Below are 16,573 nucleotides of genomic sequence, written 5' to 3' on the forward strand. Positions count from 1 at the left end.
GGCTTCAGGGACGGGCGGTCAGCGGGTCAGTTGCCCGCCTTGGCCTTGATCAGATTGTCCTGGACCCATTGCTGGGAATAGGACGGGCTGACGATGACGCCTGCGGGCAGCCCCGCATAGTCCTTGAGGTTCTCATCGGTCACGGTGGCGACCGGCATGATCATCAGCTTGGGCGGATTCGCGCCCTTGACCAATTCATAGGCGAGCCAGAAGGCGGCGCCGCCAATGCCGGGCGTGGTGTTCATCGAGATGGTGGAATAGCCGTTGGCCTGCTTCTGCTTCGCCCACCACTGGATGAAGTTGGACGAGCCGCCGCCCTCGATGACCGGCATCTTGTTCGCATAGGCGCCGCCATACTGGTCGAAGGCCTGGGCGATGCCGGTGTCGTCCGAGCCGCCCTGCGCCAGCACCGCGTCGACCTGCGGCAGGCTGGGCAGCGCGTTGGCCACGGCCGACTGGGCGACCGAGGCGGTGGCCTGGCCATAGACGGTGGCGACCACCTTCACATCCGGATAGTTCTTCAGCACCGCTTCCTGCGCGCCATACATATCGGCATCCGGCGCCGAGCCCTTCACGCCGCGCACGACGATGACATTGCCCTTGCCGCCGATCTTCTTCAGCACCCATTCGGCCTGGTCGCGCTTGTAGCCCTTGAAGTCGAAATTGAGCTGCCAGTTGCACGGGGCGGAGGCGACGGAATCGAACGACACCACCTTGATGCCGGCCTTGCACGCCTTCTCGATGATGCCGTTTACCGCCGTCTCGGAGGCGGCGTCGACGGCGATGGCGTCGACCTTCTTGAGGATCAGCTCGGCGATCTGGCTGTTCTGCTGGGCGACGGTGCCGTCGCCGTTCAGGATGATGTAGTCGGCGATCTTGCCCTCGGCCTTGGCCTTCTCGGCCGCTTCCTTGAAGGCGTCGACCATCTGGTGCCGCCAGCTATTGCCGAAATAGGCATTGGCCAGCGCGATCACCGGCTTGTCCGGCGTGGCGGAGGCCGGCAGGGCGCCGGCGGCGGCGAAGGCGAGGGCCGCGCAGGCGGTGGCGCAGGCGCGCGAAAGGGTTTTCAGGCGCATCATTTCCTCCCATTGGCCCCATTGGTGAGGCTCTTGATGGATTCCCAGGCATCGGCGATCATCGGCCGCTCGATGGTAGCAACATTATCTCATTATACCAGTTGCGCAAGCCCATCGGCACGGCGGACGGCCCCTGGCCCCCGCGCGGCAAGCGGATGGTAGGGGCGCGGCCCTGCGCCTGCGTCGCCACCGGTTGCGGGACGGCGGGGCAGGATGGTGCGGAAGAGGCGCGGGGAAGCGCCCGTTCAGCGCGACGGGGAGGTTCCCGTCATGGCGAGGCTGGCGAGATCCGCCTCGGCGGTCATGGCCGCCTTCACCGCCGCCTCGCGCCGCTCGCTGTAGCGGCTGGTGAAATAGTCCCGGCGCTCGCGGGTGAGCAGGGTGAACTTCATCAGTTCCTCCATCACGTCGACCACGCGGTCGTAATAGGCCGAGGGCTTCATCCGCCCGGCCGCGTCGAATTCCTCGAACGCCTTGGCGACCGAGGACTGGTTGGGGATGGTGACCATCCGCATCCAGCGGCCGAGCACGCGCAGCGTGTTCACCGCATTGAAGGATTGCGAGCCGCCGGAGACCTGCATCACCGCCAGCGTGCGCCCCTGGGTGGGGCGGATGCCGCGATATTCCAGCGGCAGCCAGTCGATCTGGCATTTGAACACGCCGGTGATCGTGCCGTGCCGCTCCGGGCTGCACCAGACCTGCCCTTCCGACCATTCCGACAGGCTGCGCAATTCCACGACCTTGGGGTGGTCGGCCGGCACCGAGTCCGGCAGCGGCAGGCCGCTGGGATCGAAGATGCGGGTTTCAGCGCCCATGGCGGTGAGGAGGCGCGCGGCCTCCTCGACCAAGAGCCGGCTATAGGACCGCCCGCGCAGCGAGCCGTAGAGCAGCAGGATGCGCGGGGGATGCGTCATCGGCGCGGCCGGCGCCAGCTTGTCGGCGTCCGGCCGGTCGAAATGGGCGAGGTCCAGCGCCTCGGTGAAGTCGTCACTTGTCATCGGGCAACCTCGGATGATGCGCGGCGCGACAGGAAGGCGGCGAGCCAGAAGCCGACGGCCACGATGACCGTCATGAGGATGATGCACGCCAGCACCGCATCATAGGAGCCCGAGGCCGACCAGATCAGGGCTCCGGCGAGCGGCGCCACAGCGCGCGACACGGTGCTCGGCGCCGACATCGCCCCGTTCACGGCGCCATAGGCCTCCCGCGTCAGCATTTCCGGCACGGAGAGCCCGCGCACAATGGTGGTGATGCCGTTGGCCGCGCCATAGAAAAGGGCGACAAGGGCGATCAATAGGAAGCTCGGCGGCAGCACGTCGAGCGCCACCAGCGCCAGCGGGAACACCGCCACGGTGAGCGAGCCGATGACCCGCACCGGCGCGCGCGGCGCGAACACCCAGATGGCGATGCGCCCCGCCACCTGCGCCGGGCCGATCAATGTCATGGCCGCGACCACGGCGGAGACTTCGAACCCCTTCTCCACCAGCAGCGGGTAGAGGTGGAAGGTGAAGGCCGAGAAGGCGGCGGAATAGGCGGTGAAAGCCACCGCCAGCGCCCAGAACACCGGCTGGCGCGCCGCCCAGGCCACGGCCGCCCGCCCGCTCAGCGCCGGCCGGCCGCTGGCGGCGGAACGCTGCGGCGCGTCGGCGTCCGGGTCGATCACCGACCAGTAGCAGCCGGCGCAGACGAGGATGTTAATCGCCGCCAGCACCAGGAGCGCGTCGCGCCAGCCGACCGTGTCGAGCAGAAGCTGCACCAGAGGGATGAACACGGTGGAGGCGAAGCCGCCCCACAAAGTGAGCGCGGTGATGCCGGTACGCGCATGGGCGGGGCCGGAGCGGCGGGCGATGACGGCGAAGGCGGGATCATACAGCGTCGCCGCCTGCAGCGCGCCGATGCCGGCCACCGCGACATAGAACAGCGCGAGGCTCTCGACCTGCGACCATAGCACCAGCAGCAGCCCGGCCAGCACCGAGCCGATGGTCATGATCGCGCGGCCATGGCCGCGGTCGATGGCGGCGCCGATGGGATAGGCCGCCAACCCCGCCAAGGCGAGCCCCAGCGTCGCCGCGCCATAAAGCGCGCTTTTCGACCAGCCAAGCTCATGGCCCATCGCCTCGGCGATCAGCGGGAAGCTGTAATAGAGCGAGCCCCAGGAACAGACCTGGCCGATGCCGAGCCCGGTGACGAACAGGCTGCGCGCGCCGGGCGGGCGATGCTCGCTGAGCGGCGGGGCGAGGACATTGCCGCTCACGAGGCGACCGAGTCTTCGGCCGGCGTGGCGGCACAGGCCGCATCGGCGCAGCATTCATCGGCGAGATAGCCGATCAGCGCATCCATCGCCGGGTAATGCGCCCGGCAGATGAGGGTCGTCGCCTGCCGCTCCTGCGTCACCAGCCCGGTCTCGACGAGCCGCTTGAGATGATGCGACAGCGTCGAGGCGGCGATGCCGATCCGCTCCTGCAGGCCGCCGACCGGCAGGCCGGCATGACCCGCCCGCACCAGCGTGCGGTAGATCTGCAATCGGGTCGGATTGCCGAGGGATTCCAGTTGGCGCGCGGCTTTTTCGAGATTCATGGAAATAAGTTAGGCAATGGCGCTATCGGCGGTCAAGCGCTATTTCGACAGCTGCCGAAATATCAGCCGACGCCTCTCAGGCATGGGGCGCTGTGCGTGGAAACCACTTTTTGCCGAGCCGCAGCGCGACATGTACCAGCAGGATCAACACCGGCACCTCGACCAGCGGGCCGATGACGGCGGCGAAGGCCACCGGCGAGGCGAGGCCGAAGGCGGCGATGGCGACCGCGATGGCGAGCTCGAAATTATTCCCCGCAGCGGTGAAGGCGATGGCGGTTGTACGCGGATAATCCGCCTCGATCAGCCGGCCCATGGCGAAGCTGATGAGGAACTGCACGACGAAATAGATCGTCAGCGGAATGGCGATGATCACCGCGTCCATCGGCAGGCGCACGAGATCGCCGCCCTTCAGGCTGAACATGGCAACGATGGTGAACAGGAGCGCGCCCAGCGTGATCGGGCTGATCTTCGGCAGGAACACATTGGCGTACCAGTCCGGTCCCTTGCGCGCGATCAGGATGCGGCGGGTGAGGAAGCCGGCCAGGAACGGGATGCCGAGATAGATCAGCACCGCCTCGGTGATGGTCCAGAAGCTGACATCCACCACGCTGCCCTCCAGCCCGAACAGAGGCGGCAGCACGGTGAGAAACAGCCAGGCATAGGTGGAGAAGAACAGGATCTGGAAGATCGAGTTGAACGCCACCAGCCCCGCGACATACTGGTTGTCGCCGCAGGCGAGTTGGTTCCACACCAGCACCATGGCGATGCAGCGAGCGAGGCCGATGAGGATCAGCCCGGTCATGTATTCCGGGTAATCACGCAGGAAAATCACCGCCAGCGCGAACATCAGCGCCGGGCCGATCAACCAGTTCTGTACCAGCGAAAGCACCAGCACCCGCTTGTCGGCAAAGACAAGATGCAGTTCCTCATAGCGCACCTTGGCGAGCGGCGGGTACATCATCAGGATCAGCCCGATGGCGATCGGGATGTTGGTGGAACCGACCGAGAGCGTGTTCAGCGCCTCCGGCAGGCCGGTGAACAAAGTGCCGAGGACGACGCCGAGCGCCATCGCCGCGAAGATCCACACGGTGAGGTAGCGGTCGAGGAAGGACAGCCGCGCGGCCGGCCTGGGCGTGAGCGCCAGTGTCTGGGACATGGGGTTTCCGGTTCTCGTTCAGAGCGTTTTCGAGCGAAGTGGATACCGGTTCGCGTCAAGAAAATGCGTGGATTCAATAGCCTAGAGCACTTCCCCGATTCAAGGAATCGGGGAAGTGCTCTAGGCGGCGCGGTGGCCGTCGGCGTCGATGACCAGCTCGCCGTCTTCCTTGCGGAATTCGCCGCGCTGCGGGGCGTCGAGCAGATCGAGCACCGCCTCGGAAGGCCGGCACAGCTTCACGCCGCGCGGGGTGACGACGATGGGGCGGTTGATGAGGATCGGGTGCGCCATCATCGCGTCGAGAAGGGCGTCATCGCCGAGCGTGGGGTCGCCGAGCCCGAGTTCGGCATAGGGCGTGCCCTTCTCGCGGAGGAGGTCGCGCACGCGGATCCCCATACGGGCGATGAGCGAGACGAGTTCCTCGCGGCTCGGCGGGGTCTTGAGATATTCGATCACGACAGGCTCAAGGCCGGCATTGCGGATCAACCCCAGCACGTTGCGCGAGGTGCCGCAGGCGGGGTTGTGGTAGATGGTGACGGCGCTCATGACCTTCTCCTCACGCCACGTCGCGCCGGGGCTGGGTCGCCCCCTCGCTGCGGCCGATCTCGTGCAACTTCGCCCCGAGCGTCATGGTGTCGAGGCTGCGGATCGGCAGGGCGGCGAAGGTGGCGATGCGGTTCTTGAGATAGCGGAAAGTGCGGGCGAAGGCGGCTTCCTTCTCGATCTCGGTGCCCACGACGGCGGCGGGGTCCTCGATGCCCCAATGGGCGGTCATCGGCTGGCCCGGCCAGACCGGGCAGGTTTCGCCCGCCGCGCCGTCGCAGACGGTGAAGACGAAATCCATGACCGGCGCGTCGGGCGCGGCGAATTCGCCCCAGCTCTTGGAGCGCAGGCCGTCCGTGGGGTAGTCGAGGCTGCGCAGCGTCGCGATAGCCAGCGGGTTCACCTCGCCCTTGGGCTGGCTGCCGGCGGAGAAGGCGCGGAAACGGCCGTGGCCATCCTTGGCGAGGATGGATTCCGCCAGGATCGAGCGGGCGGAATTGCCGGTGCAGAGAAACAGCACGTTGTAGATATGGGCGGACGCGTGGTCAGACGGCGTGGTTTCAGACATGGCGCGCCTCCTTGGCGGCAGGTGTGTCTGTGCTCTGTCCCGCGGCGGGACAGCAGGGCTGCAGATCGGCGATCAGCGGGGCGCAGATATCGGGCTTGCCGCCGCAGCAATCCTTGAGAATGAAGGAAGCGAGCTCGCGCACCGCGTCGAGCCGGGCGCGGTAGATGATGAGCCGGCTCTGCCGCTCGGCCTCGATCAGCCCCGCCCGGGCGAGAATGCCGAGATGGGTGGAGAGCGTGTTGTGCGGCACGTCGAGCCGGCGCGCCACCTCGCCCGCCGGCATGCCTTCCGGCTCATGGGCGACGAGCAGGCGGAACACGTCCAGCCGGGTGGGCTGGGCGAGCGCGGCGAAGGCGGCAAGGGCGTTATCGGTGTCCATATGTCGACGATAGCGGACATGTGGAAGAGAGACAAGGCCCGCTTCGCGTGAACCAAAGCCCGGCGCCGCTCTCCTGTGGGACGCAAACCGTCGCGACGCGGAGATCAAAGGCGGTTAGGCTCGCCTGCGAAACGAGGATCGCCACCTCGCCCACCGTGGCATGCCCCGTTCCGACGCCGTGATCGCAGGAGCCGACCCATGCGCAAGATCGCGCTTGAAGAGCACTTCACCACGCCCGAACTCGCCGCCCATGTGGCGCGGCCGACGCAGAGCGACGCGCTGTTTGCCGATGTCGAGCGGCGTCTGGCCGATTTCGACGCGTTGCGGCTCGAGATGATGGACCGCACCGGCATCGCGCGCATGGTGCTTTCCGTCACCACGCCGGGGGTGCAGGGTCTGCGTGACACCATGGAGGCGATACGGCTTGCCCGCAACGCCAATGATTTCCTCGCCCGCGAGGTGAGCAAGCGGCCCGACCGCTATGCCGGCTTCGCCCATCTCGCCTTGCAGGACGCCGAGGCGGCGGCGGGGGAACTTGAACGGGCGGTGCGCGACCTCGGCTTTTGCGGTGCGCTGATCAATGGCCAGACCAACGGGCATTATCTCGACGAGGAACGCTACCTCCCCTTTTGGGAACGTGTCGAGGAACTCGGCGTGCCGGTCTATCTGCATCCCGGCGCCATGGCCGACCAGCCCGCCATGTTCGCGCACCGGCCGGAAATCGGCGGCCCGGTCTGGGCCTGGACGGCGGAAACCGCCGCCCATGCGCTGCGGCTGGTCCTCGGCGGCACGCTCACCCGCTTTCCCGGCGTGCGGATCATTCTCGGCCATATGGGCGAGACGCTGCCCTTCCTGCTCTGGCGTCTCGACAGCCGGCGGCAGTTCGACCTCGGCGAGACGCTGCCGCCGGAAGCGCTGCCCTCGGCCATTATCCGCCGCAGCATCAAGGTGACCACCTCGGGCGTGTGCGATCCGGTAGCGCTTGCCGCCACGCTTGAGGCGCTGGGCGAGGACAATGTGATGTTCTCGGTCGATTATCCCTATGAGGATCCCGACGTCGCCGCCACCTTCATCGACACCGCCCCGATCGCCGAGGAGGTGCGCGCCAAGGTCTGCCACGGCAATGCCGAGCGGCTGCTCGGCCTCTAGAAGGCGCGCCGGCCACGCGGCGGCTTCGACGAAAGTCTGGCCCCTCCCCCGCCGATCCACTAGCCTGCGCCAAAACAAGGTGCCAAGCCCGTGGAAACGCCTGAACTGCCCGCCCTGCGCTCCTACCATTCCTGGATCGCCAACGAGACGCTTGAAGACTATTCGCTGCGCTATACCGCGCGTTCCTTCCGGCGCTGGTCGCCCTTCGTCATCGCCAACACGGCGCTCGGCGGCATTTCGTTCCTGGCGCTGGAGACCATCGGCGCCTCGATCACGCTGAGCTATGGCTTCCTGAATGCCGGGCTGGCGATTCTCGCGGTGTCGCTGTTCATCTTCGTCACCAGCCTGCCGATCGGGTATTATTCCAGCAAATACGGCATCGATCTCGATCTTCTGACCCGTGGCGCCGGCTTCGGCTATATCGGCTCCACCATCACCTCGCTGATCTATGCCAGCTTCACCTTCATCTTCTTCGCGCTGGAAGGCGCGATCATGGCGCAGGCGCTGAAGATCTATGCCGATGTGCCGCTGGTGCTGGGCTATATCGTCTCCTCGCTGGTCATCATCCCGCTCACCCTCATGGGCATCACCATGATCTCGCGGCTGCAGATGGTGACGCAGCCGCTGTGGCTGGCGATGATGATCCTGCCTTTCGTGATGATCGCGGTGAAGGCGCCGGACGAGATCGCCGAATGGGTGAGTTTCGCCGGTCTGGAGACCGGCTCGCGCGGCTTCGACGTGCTCGCCTTCGGCGCGGCGGTCAGCCTGATGTGCTCGCTCGTGGTGCAGATCGGCGAGCAGGCGGATTATCTGCGCTTCCTCTCCGAGAAGACGAGCGCGAACCGGATTCGCTGGTGGAGCGCGGTCATCGCCGCCGGGCCGGGCTGGATCGTGATTGGCGGGCTGAAAATCCTCGCCGGCGGGCTGCTGGCGGTGCTGGTGCTCGGCAGCGGCCTGCCGCGCCCGGCGGCGCTGGAGCCGATCCACATGTATATCGTGGCCTATGGCCACGTGTTCGAGAACCCGGCGCTCGTGTTATTCTGCGCCACCTTCTTCGTGCTGATCTCACAGATCAAGATCAACGTCACCAATGCCTATGCCGGCTCGCTTGCCTGGTCGAACTTCTTCTCGCGGGTGACGCATTATCACCCCGGCCGGGTGGTGTGGCTGGTGTTCAACATCCTCATCTCGCTGCTGTTGATGCTGCTCGGCATCTTCGACACGCTGGAAGTGGTGCTCGCCGTCTATTCCAACATCGCCATGGCCTGGGTCGGGGCGATCGTCGCCGATCTCCTGGTGCTGAAGCCGCTCAAGGTCAGCCCGGGCTTCATCGAGTTCAAGCGCGCGCATCTGCACGATTTCAACCCCGTCGGCTGCGGCGGCATGGCGCTGGGCTCGCTGGTCTCGCTCACCGCCTTCACCGGCGTGCTAGGGCCGCTGATGCAGGCCTATGCCGCGCCCTTCTCATTCCTCGTCGCCTTTCTGACCGCGACGCTGATCGGCTTCGCCACGCGCGGGCGCTATTATCTCGCCCGTCCGCCGGTGCATCCGGGGCTCGGCCCCGAGGGCGCGACGGTGCTGCGCTGCGAAATCTGCGACCATGGCTATGAGCGGGACGACATGGCCTATTGCAGCTTCTATGAGCGGCCGATCTGCTCGCTGTGCTGCAGCCTCGACGCGCATTGTCACGACGCCTGCAAGAAATCGCATCAGGACCTTGAAAGCTCGCGCTCGCGCTATCTCGGCGACGGCTTCACCCGCCGCATCGCCCCGCACATGCCGCAGCGGCTGTTAAAGGTGGCGGGCGTGCTGGTGGCGCTGTCGGTGGTGACGGGGGCGCTGTTCCTGCTCACCTACCGGCTGATCGACCCCGGCGAAGACGTGCCGCATCTCGACAATGGCGCGCTGCTGCTGCGCATCTTCCTCGCGCTGCTGCCGCTGCTGGCGATCAGCGCCTGGTGGATCGTGCTCGCCAATGAGAGCCGGGAACTCGCCGAGCGCAACCTCGTCGGCTCGCTGGAAAAGCTCTACGAGACCCGCGAGGAACTGACCCGCAGCGAGCGCCTCGCTGCGCTCGGCCAGTTGACCGCCACGGTAAGCCATGAGCTGCGCAACCCGCTCGGCACGCTGGCCACCTCGGTCGCGGTGCTGCAACGGGCGGGCAACCTCACCGGCGAGCGCGAGCGCGGCGAGCTGGACCGCATCCAGCGCAATGTGCGCCGCTGCGTGCGCATCATCGACGACCTCCTGGAATTCTCCCGCCGGCCCAACGTCGCCATGGTGCCGCTGGCGCTCGACCCGTGGATCGCCGAGCAGGCGGGCGACCTGCGCGCCCTCGGCCCGGTGCCGCTGGAACTGGACCTCCGCTGCGGCGGGATGATCGAGGCTGATGGCGAAAGGCTGCGGCAGGTGCTGGTCAATCTGGTGCAGAACGCCATGCAGGCGGTGATGGAGCGCCCCGCCGGCGCGCCGCCGGGCCGGGTGCGCCTCGCCACCGCGCGCGAGGGCGAACAGGTGGTGATCACGGTCGCGGATAATGGCGCCGGCATGAGCGCGGAGGTGCGGGCGCGGCTGTTCGAGCCCCTGTTCAGCACCAAGCCGTTCGGCCTCGGACTCGGCCTCGCGCTGGTGCAGCGCATCACCGAGCGCCATGGCGGGCAGGTGCGCGTGGACTCGGTGCCGGGCACCGGCACCCGTGTCGAGCTGCGCCTGCCCGCCGCCTCCGGGGAGAGCCGCCATGTCGCTTGAGGCCGCCCCCGACACGCCGTCGCGCGTGCTGATCGTCGACGACGATCACGACTTCGCCGCCAGCCTCGCTCTGCTGCTGGAGATGGAAGGCTATGCCATCACTGTCGCGCATGACGGCGCCGGCGCCCATGCCGCGCTAGCCGGGCCGCTGGCGGACGGGCCGGCGGTGGCGCTGGTCGACATCCGCCTCGGCCATGAGGACGGGGTGGCGCTCGCCACCGCGCTGATCGGCGCGCGGCCGGACCTGCTGGCGGTGATGGTGACCGCCTATGCCTCGGTGCCCACCGCCATACGCGCGTTGCAGGCCGGCATTTACGACTATGTCTGCAAGCCGTTCGAACCGGCGGAGCTTCTGGCGATCCTCGCGCGCTGCTTCGACCGCCACCGCCTCGCCCGCGAGCGGGAACAGGCGGAGGAATTGCTGCGCCGCGCCCGCCGGCTGGAGGCGATCGGCCAGCTCTCGGCCGGCATCGCCCATGATTTCAACAATCTGCTCGCCGTGGTCGGCGGCAATCTCAAGCTACTGCGGGACGAGCTGGCGCGCGGCGGCGAGGCTGACGGCGCGTTGATGCGCGAACTGGTGGCCGACGCGCTCGCCGCCGTCGAGGAGGGCACCGCCGCCAACCGGCAGCTGCTCGCGGTCGGCCGCGCCCAGACCCTGCTGCCACGCACCATCGACCTCGCGCAGGCGGTCGAGCACACCGCCGCCACCGCCCGCGCGGCGCTCGGTCCCGGCATCGCGCTCGAACTCAGCCGGCCGACCGCCCCCTGCCCCGCCAAAGTGGACCCGCGCCCGTTCGAGGCGAGCCTGCTCAACCTGCTGATCAATGCCCGCGACGCGCTGGGCGGCGCCGGCCTCATCCGGCTCGGCGTGGTGCTCACCGATCTCGGCGCCGGCGCGCCCGGACGGCTCGAGGACATGCCGGCCGGCGCCTATGCCGTGGTGACGGTGGAGGACGAGGGCTGCGGCATGACGCCGGAGGTGCTGGAGAAGGCGCTCAACCCGTTCTTTTCCACCAAGCCGGCGGAAAGCGGCAGCGGGCTCGGCCTCGCCACCGTCTATGGCTTCGCCCGCCAGTCCGGCGGCAATCTTCTCATCGAGAGCGCGGCGGGTTGCGGCACCCGCGTCACGCTGGTGCTGCCGGCGGCGTGAACACATAGCCCTCGCCGCGCACGGTCTGGATGAGCTGCCGGCCGCTGCCATCGTCCAGCTTGCGCCGCAGCTTGCCGATCATCACGTCGATGCTGCGGTCGAACGGCGCCCATTGCCGGCTCGCCACCAGATCGAGCATCTGGTCGCGGCTCATCACCCGGCCGGGACGTTCCGCCAGCGCCGCCAGCAGGCGGAACTCATGCGCGGTGAGATCGACCCGCGTCCCGTCCGGGCCGGTAAGTTCGCGACGGTCGAGATCCAGCCGGAAGGCACCGAAGCCGATGCGGTTCGCCCGCTCCGGCGGCGGGGCGGTGGCGGGGCGGGCGAGGCCACGGGCCCGGCGCAGCAGAGCACGGATGCGGGCGAGCAGTTCGCGCGGCTCGAACGGCTTGGTGAGGTAGTCGTCGGCGCCGATTTCCAGGCAGACGATCTTGTCCACCGTCTCGCATTTGGCCGAGAGCATGAGCAGCGGCATGTCCCAGCCCGCGCGCAGGCCGCGCGCCAGCGTCAGCCCGTCCTCACCACGCGGAAAGGTGAGGTCGAGAATGACGAGATCATAGGGCGTGACGGCGAGCGCGTCGCGCATGGTGGCGCCGTCGAGCGCGAACTCCGCCGCAAAACCCTCGCGCGTCAGAAACTTGGTCACGAAACCGCACATCCGCCGGTCGTCATCGACCATCAGGATGCGCGGCATGCGCACCGCCTCATTCATCGTCCCGCCCCGTGCATTCGCGCATCGAGACGACAGATCGTCGCCTTGGAAGCGATCCTAGCCGCTCGCCCCCGCGCTGCGCAGCCATGCCGCAGGACGATTACAAAAATTTACATTCGGCGGGGTCCGCGCGGGAAGAGCGCTTACATCGGCTTCCTAGCCTGCTGCGGCAGGGTGCGGGCGCGTGGCTTTCCAGCCGCCCGCCTTCAGGAACGGCGCCAACGCCGCGGCACCCTCACAGGAGGAAGCTCATGGCCAAGACCGTCTTCAAGATCGATCTCAACAAGGCGCCGGAAGACCAGGCGATCAAGACCCACAACCGCTGGCATCCCGACCTGCCGATGGTCGAGACCTTCAAGCCGGGCGATGAATTCCGCGTCGAGTGCTACGACTGGACCGGCGGCCAGATCGGCAACAATGACAGCGCCAATGACGTGCGCGACGTGAACCTGACCAAGGTGCACTATCTCAGTGGTCCCTTCGGCGTCGAGGGCGCCGAGCCGGGCGACCTGATGGTGGTCGACATTCTCGACATCGGGCCGATCGAGGGCTCGGAATGGGGCTTCAACGGCCTGTTCGACAAGAATAATGGCGGCGGCTTCCTGACCGAGCACTATCCCGACGCGGTGAAGTCCTGCTGGGACTTCCACGGCATCTACACCACCTCACGCCACATCCCGAAGGTGCGCTATCCCGGCCTGGTCCATCCCGGCCTGATCGGCTGCCTGCCCGACCACAAGCTGCTGGCGGAGGCCAACCGGCGCGAGGCGGCGCTGGTCGCCACCGATCCCAACCGGGTGCCGCCGCTGGCCTGCCTGCCCTTCTCCGACACGGCGCTGATGGGCCAGATGACCGGCGCGGCGCGCGACAAGGCGGCGGCGGAAGGCTGGCGCACCGTGCCCCCGCGCGAGCATGGCGGCAATTGCGACATCAAGAACCTGTCGCGCGGCTCGCGCTGCTACTTCCCGGTCTATGTGAAGGGCGGCGGCCTTTCCATGGGCGACATCCACTTCTCGCAGGGCGATGGCGAGATCACCTTCTGCGGCGCCATCGAGATGGCGGGCTGGATCGATATCGGCGTCGGGCTGATCAAGGGCGGCATGGCGAAATACGGGGTGGTGAACCCGATCTTCAAGCCGAGCCCGATCGACCCGCATTTCGATGACTACCTCATCTTCGAGGGCATCTCGGTGGATGAGCACACGGGCGAGCAATATTATCTCGACGCGCATGTCGCCTATCGCCGCGCCTGCCTCAACGCCATCGAATATCTGAAGAAGTTCGGCTATTCCGGCGAGCAGGCCTATTCCATCCTCGGCACCGCGCCGGTGGAAGGACGCATCGCCGGCATCGTCGACATTCCCAATGTCTGCGCCACGGTGGCGATCCCGACCAAGATCTTCGAGTTCGACATCAACCCCAACTCCACCGGGCCCACAAAGCAGGTGTCGGGCGTCGATGTCGCCCGCGCCAGCTGACCCCTCCGGCACAGAGCGCCCCGGTCGGCCTGCCGGCCGGGGCCGAGGAGATCCATCATGCTGCTCGGACTTGGCTTGCTCTACGTCGGTGCCGTCCTCGTGCTCAACGGCCTGTGGCTGTTGGGAAAGATCGAGGACCGCGAAATCATCGTGGTGAACGTCGTCTCCGGTGTGGTGACGCTCGCCATCTCGCTGTTCTGGGCGTTCAACCCGGAGGCGGATGCCGGCTCCATCAAGGGCGCGGCGCTCACTTTGCTGTTCACCGCCACCTATTTCTGGGTGGCCTATAACCGCGTCACCAAGGTGGACGGGCGCGGGCTCGGCTGGTTCAGCCTGTTCGTCGCCATCACCGTCGTGCCGGTGGCGATCCAGTCGCTGCGCGGGGCGGACAGTTCCATCAGCCTCTGGATGGGCTGGAACTGGGTCGGCTGGGCGCTGCTGTGGTTCTGCTACTTCCTGCTGCTCACCATGAAGCAGCCGATCCTGCGCTTCACCGGCGCCTTCACCGTGCTCATCGGCATCGTCACCGGCTGGGTGCCGGGCGTGTCGCTGCTGCAGGGCTGGCTGAACCCCTGATCCCGCACGGGCCACGGCCATGTGCTCTCCCGGATGGCCCACGGGCCATCCGTTCCCATTCATGGAGGATCCAAGGATGCCCCTCTATTCCTATGCCTGCGACGATTGCGGGCCCTTCGAGGGCTGGAGCGCGATGAGCGAGGCGGACCAGCCGGCCTGCTGCCCGGAGTGCAGCGGCACGGCGCCGCGCGCCATGGCGATGCCTCGGCTCAGCACGATGAACGGCACGCTGCGCAAGGCGCTCGCCCGTTCCGAAGGCACCGCTTCCGAGCCGAAGGTGGTGAAGCGCGAACATCTCGCCGGCTGCGGCTGCTCGCTCTGCGGCACGCGCAAGAACAAGCCCGCCCCGATCGAGCGGCGCTGGTCGCTCGGCCACTAATGGCCCGGCCGCCCCGTCATGGGGTGGACGCGAGCACGCGCCCGCGGGCCTTGCTCTTGCCCTCTCCCGCGCCCGAGCCGATGAGCGCGGCGAGCACCTCATAGGCGCCGCCAATATCGGCGGCGAGCGCCCGCGCCGCCCTTTCGGGATCGCGGGCGCTCACGGCGTCGAAGATCGCCCGGTGCTGATGGTTCGAGATGCGGAAATTGCCCGAACCGCGCAGCAGATGAAAATACGGGCTGATCTGCAGCCAGAGATTTTCGATTATGGTCAGCAGGATCGGCGATCCTGCGTGACGATAGATGTGGAAATGGAAGTCGTAATTGGCGCCGATATAGTGCTGGGCGTCCGCGTTCTTCTCCGCTTCCTCCAGCCGCTGGAACGCCCGCGTCAACGCCGCGATCAGCGTGCCGTCCTGGCGCTCGGTGGCCCAGCGCACCGCCGTGGTCTCCACTTCCAGCCGCACCCGCCGCAGATCTTCCAGCCGCGCTGATGTCAGCTTCGGAATGCCGATGGTGCGCCCCGACACCACGGTGAGCACGCCCGCGCCCGTGAGCTTGGTCAGCGCCTCGCGCACCGGCATCGGGCTGACCCCGAACGCCTCGGCCAGATGCGCCACGGTGATGGACTGGCCCGGCGCTATTCCCCCTTCGAGGATGAGTTCGCACAGCCGGCGGAACACGCCTTCCTGCAACGTCTGCTTGTGAAGCGGAACGACCTGTTCGCGTAGATCGGACATCAGCGACTCCCGGCTGCGGATGGCGTCAGCATAGCCCAGCGCGCGAGGGACTTGAAGACGGTTTTGATTTTTGATCTAATATCAAAATCGACGGCACGCGACAGACGCGCCGCGTTTGGGAGGACGACGAATGAGGATGACAGCCCGTATCGGGCTGGCGGCGCTGTGCGCGCTCGCCGGCGCCGTGACCCCCGCCATGGCCCAGGAAAAGCAGAAGGTTTTCCTGTCCATGAGCTATATCGGCAATGACTGGCAGGCCGAGGCTGCCAACATGGTCAAGGCCATGGCCGCCTCGAAGACGCTGCGCGACAAGATCGATCTCGAAGTGCAGGTCGCCGGGCCCAATGCCCAGCGCCAGATCCAGCAGATAAACGCCATGGTGCAGGCCGGCGCCAAGGCGATCGTGGTCTACCCGATCTCGCCCACCGCGCTGAACCAGGTGGTGAAGAGCGCCTGCGCCAAGGGCGTGAAGATCGTCGCCTATGATTCGGTGATCACCGAGCCCTGCGCCTACAACGTCACCATCGACCAGGCGGAAGCCGGCCGGCGCACGGCGGAATGGCTGGTGGAAAAGCTCGGCGGCAAGGGCAACATCGTCCTCGTCACCGGCGTGCCCGGCACCTCGGTGGACAGCGGGCGCACCAATGCGGCGAAGGAAGTCTTCGCCAAGCATCCCGGCATCAAGATCGTCGGCGAGGCGGTCGGGCTGTGGAGCCAGGCAGTGGCGCGCACCGAGCTTTCCAAGCTGCTCGCCACCCGCAACTGGAACGACATTGACGGGCTGTGGATGCAGGTCGGCTGCTACACCGCCAATGCGATGCAGCTGGAAGCCGGCCGCACGGCCGAGCAGCTCAAGCCCTGCGCGGGCGAAGGCTCCAATGGCGGGCGCATCCAGATGCTGAAGGCCGGCACCGAGGTGGAGGGTGCCGACGGCGCCTACAAGCCGCTCGGCGCGCCGCGCATCTCCTACGCCTCCCCGCCCTATTCCGGCGCCTATGCGCTGAAGCTCGCGGCGGAACTGCTCGACGGCAAGGAAGTGCCGCACAACGTCACCCTGCCTCTGCCGATCGTCACCAATGAGACGATCAAGCTGTGCGAGACCGGCAGCTGGGACGAGATGAAGGCCGGCTGCAACGTGTTCAAGCCGTCCATCATCGCCAATCCCGGCTGGTTCGCCTCGATCTTCTCCGAGAAGACCCCGGAAGTCGGCCTGAACGCCGCCCTCGTCGGCCAGCCCGAGAACTGAGCGGCCGCTGCCGCGAACAAGGGAGCGCGCCGCCCTCGCGCGCGCTCCCCGCAGCCCCACGGTTCTGCCGACGCCGGCCCGCGTGCCGGCGCCC

17 protein-coding genes are annotated in these 16,573 nt (G+C 67.3%); 7 read left to right on the plus strand and 10 right to left on the minus strand.

Annotated elements, in window-relative coordinates; all coding sequences use genetic code 11:
* Positions 1–26 precede the first annotated feature (26 nt).
* The 8 genes from ACP2AH_RS14210 to ACP2AH_RS14245 form a co-directional block, all read right to left on the minus strand.
* Positions 27–1,076 (minus strand): ABC transporter substrate-binding protein, encoded by a 1,050-nt coding sequence (locus ACP2AH_RS14210; RefSeq protein ID WP_244378405.1) that lies wholly within the window; start codon positions 1,074–1,076, stop codon positions 27–29.
* A gap of 245 nt (positions 1,077–1,321) precedes the next feature.
* Positions 1,322–2,074 carry an arsenical resistance protein ArsH gene (arsH, locus tag ACP2AH_RS14215; RefSeq protein WP_425106400.1) on the minus strand — a complete coding sequence of 251 codons (753 nt, stop codon included), beginning with the start codon at positions 2,072–2,074 and terminating at the stop codon, positions 1,322–1,324.
* Entirely contained in the window at positions 2,071–3,330 is a 1,260-nt protein-coding gene (locus tag ACP2AH_RS14220; protein WP_425106401.1) for an MFS transporter, read from the minus strand. The genes arsH and ACP2AH_RS14220 overlap by 4 nt, the downstream gene beginning before the upstream one ends.
* Positions 3,327–3,653, minus strand: coding sequence for an ArsR/SmtB family transcription factor (locus tag ACP2AH_RS14225; protein ID WP_425106402.1), 327 nt, complete (start codon positions 3,651–3,653; stop codon positions 3,327–3,329). Before ACP2AH_RS14225 ends, ACP2AH_RS14220 begins: the two co-directional genes overlap by 4 nt.
* A gap of 76 nt (positions 3,654–3,729) precedes the next feature.
* Positions 3,730–4,809: an ACR3 family arsenite efflux transporter gene (gene arsB, locus ACP2AH_RS14230; RefSeq protein ID WP_425106403.1), complete on the minus strand. Its 1,080-nt coding sequence runs from the start codon at positions 4,807–4,809 to the stop codon at positions 3,730–3,732.
* A 120-nt stretch (positions 4,810–4,929) separates the two neighbouring features.
* A complete protein-coding gene (arsC, locus tag ACP2AH_RS14235) occupies positions 4,930–5,355 on the minus strand; it encodes an arsenate reductase (glutaredoxin) (protein WP_425106404.1) in 426 nt (141 codons plus the stop codon).
* A gap of 10 nt (positions 5,356–5,365) precedes the next feature.
* Positions 5,366–5,920 (minus strand): arsenate reductase ArsC, encoded by a 555-nt coding sequence (locus ACP2AH_RS14240; RefSeq protein WP_425106405.1) that lies wholly within the window; start codon positions 5,918–5,920, stop codon positions 5,366–5,368.
* Positions 5,913–6,299 (minus strand): ArsR/SmtB family transcription factor, encoded by a 387-nt coding sequence (locus ACP2AH_RS14245; protein WP_425106406.1) that lies wholly within the window; start codon positions 6,297–6,299, stop codon positions 5,913–5,915. Before ACP2AH_RS14245 ends, ACP2AH_RS14240 begins: the two co-directional genes overlap by 8 nt.
* A gap of 198 nt (positions 6,300–6,497) precedes the next feature.
* Between ACP2AH_RS14245 and ACP2AH_RS14250 the strand changes: the two genes are divergently transcribed.
* From ACP2AH_RS14250 to ACP2AH_RS14260, 3 genes are all read left to right on the plus strand, one after another.
* Positions 6,498–7,448, plus strand: coding sequence for an amidohydrolase family protein (locus ACP2AH_RS14250; RefSeq protein ID WP_425106407.1), 951 nt, complete (start codon positions 6,498–6,500; stop codon positions 7,446–7,448).
* Positions 7,449–7,538: 90 nt separating this feature from the next.
* Positions 7,539–10,196, plus strand: coding sequence for an ATP-binding protein (locus ACP2AH_RS14255; RefSeq protein WP_425106408.1), 2,658 nt, complete (start codon positions 7,539–7,541; stop codon positions 10,194–10,196).
* A complete protein-coding gene (locus tag ACP2AH_RS14260; protein ID WP_425106409.1) occupies positions 10,186–11,349 on the plus strand; it encodes a response regulator in 1,164 nt (387 codons plus the stop codon). Before ACP2AH_RS14255 ends, ACP2AH_RS14260 begins: the two co-directional genes overlap by 11 nt.
* Here the strand turns inward: ACP2AH_RS14260 and ACP2AH_RS14265 are convergent.
* Positions 11,324–12,043 carry a winged helix-turn-helix domain-containing protein gene (locus tag ACP2AH_RS14265; RefSeq protein WP_425106410.1) on the minus strand — a complete coding sequence of 240 codons (720 nt, stop codon included), beginning with the start codon at positions 12,041–12,043 and terminating at the stop codon, positions 11,324–11,326. The two genes, ACP2AH_RS14260 and ACP2AH_RS14265, sit on opposite strands and share 26 nt — an antisense overlap.
* Positions 12,044–12,312: 269 nt before the next feature.
* Here ACP2AH_RS14265 and fmdA point away from each other — a divergent pair, with 269 nt between their 5' ends.
* The 3 genes from fmdA to ACP2AH_RS14280 all read left to right on the plus strand — a co-directional run bounded on the left by fmdA (position 12,313) and on the right by ACP2AH_RS14280 (position 14,494).
* The gene (gene fmdA, locus ACP2AH_RS14270) at positions 12,313–13,539 is read left to right on the plus strand and encodes a formamidase (protein ID WP_244378434.1); all 1,227 of its coding nucleotides are present in this window, start codon (positions 12,313–12,315) and stop codon (positions 13,537–13,539) included.
* Between the two features lie 57 nt (positions 13,540–13,596).
* Positions 13,597–14,115: an AmiS/UreI family transporter gene (locus tag ACP2AH_RS14275; protein ID WP_244378436.1), complete on the plus strand. Its 519-nt coding sequence runs from the start codon at positions 13,597–13,599 to the stop codon at positions 14,113–14,115.
* A 76-nt stretch (positions 14,116–14,191) separates the two neighbouring features.
* Positions 14,192–14,494: an FmdB family zinc ribbon protein gene (locus ACP2AH_RS14280; RefSeq protein ID WP_244378437.1), complete on the plus strand. Its 303-nt coding sequence runs from the start codon at positions 14,192–14,194 to the stop codon at positions 14,492–14,494.
* A gap of 16 nt (positions 14,495–14,510) precedes the next feature.
* On the opposite strand, the gene ACP2AH_RS14285 is transcribed toward ACP2AH_RS14280, so the two are convergent.
* The gene (locus ACP2AH_RS14285; protein ID WP_425106411.1) at positions 14,511–15,233 is read right to left on the minus strand and encodes a GntR family transcriptional regulator; all 723 of its coding nucleotides are present in this window, start codon (positions 15,231–15,233) and stop codon (positions 14,511–14,513) included.
* A gap of 196 nt (positions 15,234–15,429) precedes the next feature.
* On the opposite strand from ACP2AH_RS14285, the gene ACP2AH_RS14290 reads away from it, so the two are divergent.
* Entirely contained in the window at positions 15,430–16,479 is a 1,050-nt protein-coding gene (locus tag ACP2AH_RS14290; protein ID WP_425107044.1) for a sugar ABC transporter substrate-binding protein, read from the plus strand.
* Positions 16,480–16,573 lie beyond the last annotated feature (94 nt).

Source organism: Ancylobacter sp., from assembly GCF_965249975.1.
GTDB lineage: Bacteria > Pseudomonadota > Alphaproteobacteria > Rhizobiales > Xanthobacteraceae > Ancylobacter.

Coding starts and splice junctions, on each gene's coding strand:
- ACP2AH_RS14250 (WP_425106407.1), top strand. CDS start 6,498: ATGCGCAAGATCGCGCTTGAAGAGCACTTCACCACGCCCGAACTCGCC.
- arsH (WP_425106400.1), bottom strand. CDS start 2,074: ATGACAAGTGACGACTTCACCGAGGCGCTGGACCTCGCCCATTTCGAC.
- ACP2AH_RS14210 (WP_244378405.1), bottom strand. CDS start 1,076: ATGCGCCTGAAAACCCTTTCGCGCGCCTGCGCCACCGCCTGCGCGGCC.
- ACP2AH_RS14240 (WP_425106405.1), bottom strand. CDS start 5,920: ATGTCTGAAACCACGCCGTCTGACCACGCGTCCGCCCATATCTACAAC.
- ACP2AH_RS14245 (WP_425106406.1), bottom strand. CDS start 6,299: ATGGACACCGATAACGCCCTTGCCGCCTTCGCCGCGCTCGCCCAGCCC.
- ACP2AH_RS14275 (WP_244378436.1), top strand. CDS start 13,597: ATGCTGCTCGGACTTGGCTTGCTCTACGTCGGTGCCGTCCTCGTGCTC.
- ACP2AH_RS14290 (WP_425107044.1), top strand. CDS start 15,430: ATGGCCCAGGAAAAGCAGAAGGTTTTCCTGTCCATGAGCTATATCGGC.
- arsC (WP_425106404.1), bottom strand. CDS start 5,355: ATGAGCGCCGTCACCATCTACCACAACCCCGCCTGCGGCACCTCGCGC.
- arsB (WP_425106403.1), bottom strand. CDS start 4,809: ATGTCCCAGACACTGGCGCTCACGCCCAGGCCGGCCGCGCGGCTGTCC.
- fmdA (WP_244378434.1), top strand. CDS start 12,313: ATGGCCAAGACCGTCTTCAAGATCGATCTCAACAAGGCGCCGGAAGAC.
- ACP2AH_RS14260 (WP_425106409.1), top strand. CDS start 10,186: ATGTCGCTTGAGGCCGCCCCCGACACGCCGTCGCGCGTGCTGATCGTC.
- ACP2AH_RS14285 (WP_425106411.1), bottom strand. CDS start 15,233: ATGTCCGATCTACGCGAACAGGTCGTTCCGCTTCACAAGCAGACGTTG.
- ACP2AH_RS14225 (WP_425106402.1), bottom strand. CDS start 3,653: ATGAATCTCGAAAAAGCCGCGCGCCAACTGGAATCCCTCGGCAATCCG.
- ACP2AH_RS14280 (WP_244378437.1), top strand. CDS start 14,192: ATGCCCCTCTATTCCTATGCCTGCGACGATTGCGGGCCCTTCGAGGGC.
- ACP2AH_RS14265 (WP_425106410.1), bottom strand. CDS start 12,043: ATGCCGCGCATCCTGATGGTCGATGACGACCGGCGGATGTGCGGTTTC.